Origin of the sequence: Devosia equisanguinis (assembly GCF_900631955.1) — a bacterium.
GTDB lineage: Bacteria > Pseudomonadota > Alphaproteobacteria > Rhizobiales > Devosiaceae > Devosia > Devosia equisanguinis.
The window spans coordinates 24259-31023 of sequence record NZ_UZWD01000010.1 but is presented as its reverse complement, the minus strand read 5'-3'; the positions used below and the strand labels follow the sequence as shown (position 1 = coordinate 31023).

General features: G+C 60.1%; 5 protein-coding genes. 4 read left to right on the top strand and 1 reads right to left on the bottom strand.

Translation table 11 applies throughout. The annotated features are described in order from the left end of the window. Positions 1–272: 272 nt before the first annotated feature. A complete protein-coding gene (locus DEVEQU_RS03720) occupies positions 273–719 on the bottom strand; it encodes a response regulator (RefSeq protein ID WP_223214088.1) in 447 nt (148 codons plus the stop codon). A 195-nt stretch (positions 720–914) separates the two neighbouring features. Here DEVEQU_RS03720 and DEVEQU_RS03715 point away from each other — a divergent pair, with 195 nt between their 5' ends. From DEVEQU_RS03715 to DEVEQU_RS03700, 4 genes are all read left to right on the top strand, one after another. Then, positions 915–2198 (top strand): sensor histidine kinase, encoded by a 1284-nt coding sequence (locus DEVEQU_RS03715; RefSeq protein ID WP_223214089.1) that lies wholly within the window; start codon positions 915–917, stop codon positions 2196–2198. A 59-nt stretch (positions 2199–2257) separates the two neighbouring features. Then, entirely contained in the window at positions 2258–3406 is a 1149-nt protein-coding gene (locus DEVEQU_RS03710; protein WP_126149232.1) for a sugar ABC transporter substrate-binding protein, read from the top strand. A 276-nt stretch (positions 3407–3682) separates the two neighbouring features. Further along, positions 3683–5413 (top strand): ATP-binding protein, encoded by a 1731-nt coding sequence (locus tag DEVEQU_RS03705; RefSeq protein WP_164550230.1) that lies wholly within the window; start codon positions 3683–3685, stop codon positions 5411–5413. After that, the gene (locus DEVEQU_RS03700; protein ID WP_126149230.1) at positions 5410–6744 is read left to right on the top strand and encodes a sigma-54-dependent transcriptional regulator; all 1335 of its coding nucleotides are present in this window, start codon (positions 5410–5412) and stop codon (positions 6742–6744) included. Before DEVEQU_RS03705 ends, DEVEQU_RS03700 begins: the two co-directional genes overlap by 4 nt. Positions 6745–6765 lie beyond the last annotated feature (21 nt).

Below are 6765 nucleotides of genomic sequence, written 5' to 3'. Positions count from 1 at the left end.
CATAGTCGCAGACATAGAACATGACACCCCCACCAATCAGAGAGTGCCAAATACCGCCGCCTCAACCGGCTGAACAGACGGGGTCAGCTTAGCGCTTACGCTCTGTGCTGTTCCGGGATCGGAGGACATTCGTTAGGCAGCGGCCGACTTCACTGGTGAGGCCGTTGCTGCAATCCGCCCCAGCTATAGGTTCCGACCATCGTGATGCAAATCTTCAGAGCGGAAATGCCCATGGAGTGCAATGGCGGAATCGCCGTCTCTCAACCCTTAATCTAAATGGTCGCATCCGTTTCGTTGATCAGTTGAGACACGGCTATCACTAATTGCGCCATAGCAAAGGGTTTCGAGAGCATGATGCTCTTAGGAACGCCGTTCACCGACCATTCCGATGCACTGTCACCTGACATGTAGACCACGGGCAATGAAGGAACGAGCTCGCGCGCACGATGGGCAATTTCCCAACCATTCGGCCCTTTCCCGAGGCGAATGTCTGTAACCAGAGCCTTAAAGCGATCGGCACCCTTATCTAGTTCAGCGATCGCCGCTTGGCCGTTGGCGACGAGCAGCACCTTATAGCCTGCACCAATCAGATCATCTTCCAAAGCCAGGTGGAGCAGCACTTCGTCTTCTACGACGAGCAGTAAGGGTGTGATTGCCATGGTCGCTTTTCCCGGAAGCGTTATTTTTTCCAGCGGCCGTGCGCCGGCTTGTTTGTTCACTTTCGGAACTTATGCCGATGTGCGAAGAATGGATACGCAAATCCAACGCCTGCGGATCATTGTCTGATATCGGACCTTGCAGGTTTGGAAATCGGCATATCCTTCTGGCATGAAGACTGAATAATGCCCATTAGTGCGCGCGCTTTCGTCCGATCGCAGATCCTGTTCATCGTCGTTGGGTTGTCGGCGTTGATCGTGATCGTTTCGATGGCGTTCTGGCTCGGCGGACGATCGCAGGAAATCGCTGAGGAGATAATTGCGGCGCGCGATGTTAAGGCCCAAGCCGTTGATCTTGGCGCACAGGTCCAGCGGGCAGAGTCTAGTCAGCGCGGTTTTCTTTACACCGATAACGAAGTCTATCTGGCGCCTTATGACCTCGCCAAGTCTGCAGCGCTGCGGATCTCCGGCGAGTTACCACAAAGGCTTGACGACTACCTTGACCTTGATCCCGCCGTCGAACGGCTGATGCAAGTGCTGGAGGAGAAGTTTGCCGAGATGGACGAGACTATCGCGCTGGCCCGCTCGCGCGATGCTGCGGCAGCGCTGGAACTAACGCTGACTAACCGCGGCAAGGCGCTGATGGATGAAGCCAATGTCTATGTGACCGGCATCGCTCTTGCCGCCGACCAGCGCCTTGCCGGCCTTGTTTCCGAGCAGACCGAGAATGCGCTCCTCCAGCGTCTTGTGTCCGTTTTCGGCGCGCTGGTGACCGTCGCTGCCGCAGCCGCCGGTCTCTTCACCATCATGCGCTATGCCGGCGAATTAGCGGAGGCGCGAAACTCGCTCACGCGCGCCAATGCCGATCTTGAAAACAAGGTAACGAACCGAACGGCAGACCTTGCCCGGCGCACCGAGGAAATGGCTGCCGCCAAGGAGCGTGCGGAACTCTTGCTCCACGAGGTCAATCACCGGGTCGCCAATAGCCTTGCGATGGCATCCTCGCTTGTCGGCATGCAGGCAAAGGCGGCGAGTGATGGTTCGGTGAAAGCGGTGCTGGCCGAAACGCAATCTCGCATCCAGGCGATCGCCATGGTGCACCATCGCCTATACAGCTCCGGCGAAGTGACGGAAGTCGCGCTCGACGAATATCTTCGGAGCGTCCTCGAGCAGTTCCAGTCGACGCTGAGCAGCGAGAACAACATCTCCTTACGCTACCAACTCGAACCCATCGCCCTGCGCCCTGATGCCAGCATCAATCTGGGGGTGATCGCAGCAGAATGGGTCATGAACGCGGCCAAATACGCCTATCCCGACCGTGCCGGCGAGGTGCGCGTGGTATTGAGCCGGCAGCCAGACGATACAGTGATGTTGGCTGTCGAGGACGATGGCGTCGGGCGTGGCGCGGGTTCTGCCAAGGGAACGGGTCTCGGAAGCCGCATCGTCGGCGCCATGGCAAGTTCGCTGCGCGGTAATATCGAATATATCGACCGGCGGCCGGGGCTATCGGCACGATTAGCCTTCCCGCTCAATGCGGTATGAAGGCCGTTGGCATAAAGCCTATTCCCTTCTATTCCTCTGATGGTCGGAAGAGGGCCGCAATGCCAATATGTCGAGCGCTTGCCACGGGTCTGGTTGCGGTTGCGTGCTGCCTTTTCGTATCCGCCACGGCGCAGGATCAGACCGACGTTCCTCCGGGTCTGACCGATCCCGTTGTCCTCAAGCCTTTCGTGCCGCACAAAGACCTCTGCGCAGTGCCGAGCGGGCTCAACCCTTCGCTCGTTTTTGTGCAGGACAACCGGCGGGAGTTTATGGAGGGGGTTGGCACTGGCCTCGCCCGGGCCGCTCTCGACCGTGGTCTCTCATATGACAATCTGGTTGCCGATGACGATGCGCAGCGGATGATCGATGACGCCGCACGGCTGTTGCAGGATGGTGGTGGGGCCATTGTCGTCGCGCCAGTCAATCCGCGCTCGCTTGCTCCCACCCTTCAAGCACTGATCGCGCGGGGTGTCTATGTCGGCGCCGTCGTTCCTCCGCCCGCCGTGACCATCCTCAACGCTCCGCAATATCTCACTGGCAAAATCCTTGCAGACGAAGCTGCCACCTATATTGACGAGAAGCTGGACGGACACGCCAATGTGGTTCTGTTAACCCATGACAGCCTGCAGTTTCTGGCGCCGCGATTCACGGCCATGCGCGACGTGCTCGGCAAGCTGCCCGATGTCAGGATCGTCGCTGACATTTCGCCCGCCGTCGTCAACGAAGATGGCGGCTACCAAACCATGAAAACAATTCTCCTCGCCCAGCCCAATGTCGATGTCGTGCTGGGCGCCGACACGGTGGTGCTGGGCGCCATGCGTGCGCTTAGCGAAGCTGGCAAGCTGCGAGCCGACCAGTTCTTGGGCGGTATCGACGGTGAACCCGATGCCATCGCTGCAATTGAACATGTCGACAGCGCCTATAAGGCCACGGTGAGCCTTGCGTCTCCGGTGTTCGGCTACGCGCTTGGCCAGTTCGCTGCCGACTGGCTCGAAGGCAAATACGTGCCGCAGGCCATGGACGTGCTGCCCACGCTGCTGACGCCGCTCAATCTCGATCAGTATCGGGCGGATCTCGCGGCTCCAGACCTTGTTTGGGCTGATCCTGCGCGACGCAATTCCTACCTTCGGATGTACGGCAGCATTTGCTACGATACACGAGAATCCTATCTCAATTTCTCCTGGTCCTCAGAAGACGCGGCCGATTGAAACCCAACATCTGGCGCCAAAGCAGCATAATTTTAGTGCCGCTAAGCGCCCCATTTCGGTCGTCAGCCATTGAGTTAACGCTACTCAAGAGCTGCCTTTATCTCTCATTGCCCATACTAGAGCAGCTCAACAGATGACGCGCCCGGTTATTTCGCGCTAAACTGATCCGGCGGAAATGCAAATATGCAGCTGCGGGGAGGATCTGTGGCTCTACGGGCGCGATCGAGGTGGTATTTCGGCATTGCTGCCACGGCCTTGGTCTGTGGCCTTGCAGCCATGGCGTACAGCTTGGCCCATGATGCTGGTATTGACCGGCTGGCGGGCCAGTTGCGAGACCGGCTGACCTTGTCGCAACATGCCGTGGAAAGCGAGATCGAACGCTTCGCCTATCTGCCACAGGTGCTGGGAGAAGACGAGCGCGTGCTCGGGCTTCTTGCCGACGCATCGGACGCGCGCGTGCACGAGGTCAATGCCTACCTTGCCAATGTGGCTCGCCATGCCCAGGCCGATGCAGTCTATCTGATCGACCCTAATGGGCTGACACTGGCGGCGTCGAACTGGAACCTGCCCAGCTCGTTTGTCGGCCACAATTACGGCTTTCGACCCTATTTCACTGACGCCGTCGAGCATGGTCGCGGTGACTATTACGCGGTGGGCGTGACCACCGGGGTGCCCGGATATTTTCTCTCCAGCCGGATAGAGGGACCGGACGGGTTACTGGGCGTTGCTGTCGTCAAGGTTGATATGTCGCCGCTTGAACGGGTGTGGGCGGAGGCGGGCGAAATGACCGGCTTGGCCGATGGCGCCGGAATTGTCTTTCTCAGCGGAGTACCAAACTGGCGCTATCGCCCGCTCTTCGCGCTCCGAGATGTGGACAGGGATCGCATCGAGACGGAACGCCGCTATGACGGCAATGACGTCTTTGGCCGCTTGCCGCTGGTTAACGCGCTCGATGCTTCCGGCCTGACCCATATGACCGAAGAGGGGGCACCGCCTCTGGCCATGAGCGCCATGCTGATCGATCCCAAGGGCTGGCGATTGTTCAGCGCCATGCAATCGGCGCCGGTCCGCGATGAAGCCCGGCTTGTTGCCGGCGTTGTAGGACTGCTGACGCTCGTCTGCCTTCTGCTGGGCCTTTATGGCTACCAGCGACGCCAGCTCACGCGGTGGAAACTCGAACAGAATGGTGTTCTCGAACGCCGGGTCAGTGAGCGCACCAGCGCTCTTGCGCGGGAAGTAGAGGAGCGCAAGCGCACCGAGGAAGAGCTGCGTCAGACTCAGGACAGTCTCATTCATGCCGCCAAACTGGCTGCCTTAGGCCGCATGTCGGCCGCCATCGTTCACGAAGTCAGCCAGCCACTTTCAGCATTGGACAACACCCTGGCCGCAGCGGGGCTGCATGCGCGCAATCACGCCCACGACAAATCCATTGCTTCGATCAAGGTCGGACGCGACCTGCTCAAGCGGATGCAGCGCACCATAAAGAGCCTGAGGACCTTTTCGTCGCGCGCCAAGGCGCTTCCCAGCGAACCCGTCGTCATCGGCCAATCCGTTGTCGAAGCACTGGAAATCGTCATGTCACAGGCGCGGGAGCGAAAGGTTTTTCTATCCTTCGACAATAAGGCGCCCTCTGCATTGGCTTCAGTCAATGCGGTGCGGATCGAGCAGGTGTTTATCAATCTTCTGCTCAATGCCATCGATGCCACGGCCAGCATGGGCAATGGCCAGATCACGGTTCAACTGCGGCAGGCAGGGTCCAGGGCGCTGGTTGAATTCCATGATGCCGGCCCCGGTATCCCAGACGAGATCGCTGACCAGATGACTGAGCCCTTTTTCACCACCAAGGCGACCGGAGAGGGTCTGGGACTGGGGCTGTCGATTTCCCGCGCTATTCTTGAGGACTATGACGGCGCGCTCTCGTTCTCGCCGGCTCCCGGTGGTGGAGCTTGTGCCATCGTTTCCCTACCGCTTGCGCAACACTCGGCCAGATTGGTGCTGGCCGAATGAGCCGCGGCAGGATCGTCTTTGTTGATGACGAACCCGAGCTCTGCGCGGCGGCAGCGGACTGGCTCGGCGCCAGCGGATTTGAGGTGCGTGTATTCAGCGATCCGGGCAGGGCGCTGGGCGAGATCGACATCGCAGCAAGCGATTGCGTGGTTTCGGACATGCGCATGCCCGGCCTATCCGGCCTCGACTTGCTCGGCGATATATCCAAGCGCGATGCGGACCTGCCCGTAGTGTTGCTCACCGGTCATGGTGACGTCGCCCTGGCTGTAGAGGCCATGCGGGCCGGCGCCTATCACTTCCTCGAAAAGCCCTATGACGCCGACCAATTGGTCTCGATCCTCGACAATGCCGTGGAGAGACGGCGGCTGAAGCAGGAAATCGAACGGCTGCGCGGCGGACCAGACGATCTGGAGGCGCGGCTGATCGGAACCTCCCCCGCCATGGCGGCGGTTCGTCGCTCGGTGCAACATCTGGCAGACATCGATGTGGACGTGCTCATCACCGGCGAAACCGGCACCGGCAAGGAGGTCGTCGCCCGCGCCCTGCACGATTTCGGCCGACGCCGCTCGGGACCGTTCGTTGCAATAAACTGCGCCGCCATTCCCGAAACCATCTTTGAAAGCGAGATGTTCGGCCATGAGCGCGGCGCTTTTACCGGCGCGCAGACCGCCCGGCAAGGCAAGATCGCCCATGCCTCCGGCGGCACGGTTTTTCTCGACGAAATCGAATCCATGCCGCTCTCGCTTCAGGCCAAGGTGCTGCGCGTGATCCAGGAGCGGATCGTGGAGCCGGTAGGCTCCAATCGACAGATTCCCGTCGATGTCAGGTTCGTTGCGGCAACCAAGGTCGATCTCAAGACGGAAAGCGATGCGGGGCGCTTCCGTCCCGATCTGTATTTCCGCCTAGCGACAATCGACCTGCCTTTGTCACCGCTGCGCGAGAGGCCCGAGGATATTGCTCTGCTTTATACCGTCTTTGCGCGCCGGGCAGCCGAACGTCACCGGCTTGCGTTCCGCGAGATGCCTGCCGACCGGCTTATCGACCTTGCCCATGAGAGCTGGCCGGGGAATGTGCGCGAACTGAAATCGCACGCCGAGCGCGCCGTAATCGGCCTGGAGGTGGCGACATCGAAGCCAGCGCTGCCAAGCAATCTTCAGGACCTTGTCGCCGCATATGAAGCCAAGGTGATCGCCGCAACGCTTGAGGCGGCTGGCGGCGCGACGGCCGAGGCCGCCGAGCGCCTCGGGGTGCCACGCCGTACCCTCAATGAGAAAATCGCCAAATACGGGTTGCGGGCCGAGCCGAGGGCTGGCGAAACTTCGCCCGGCTAGTGGCATGCGAGGCGGATTTTC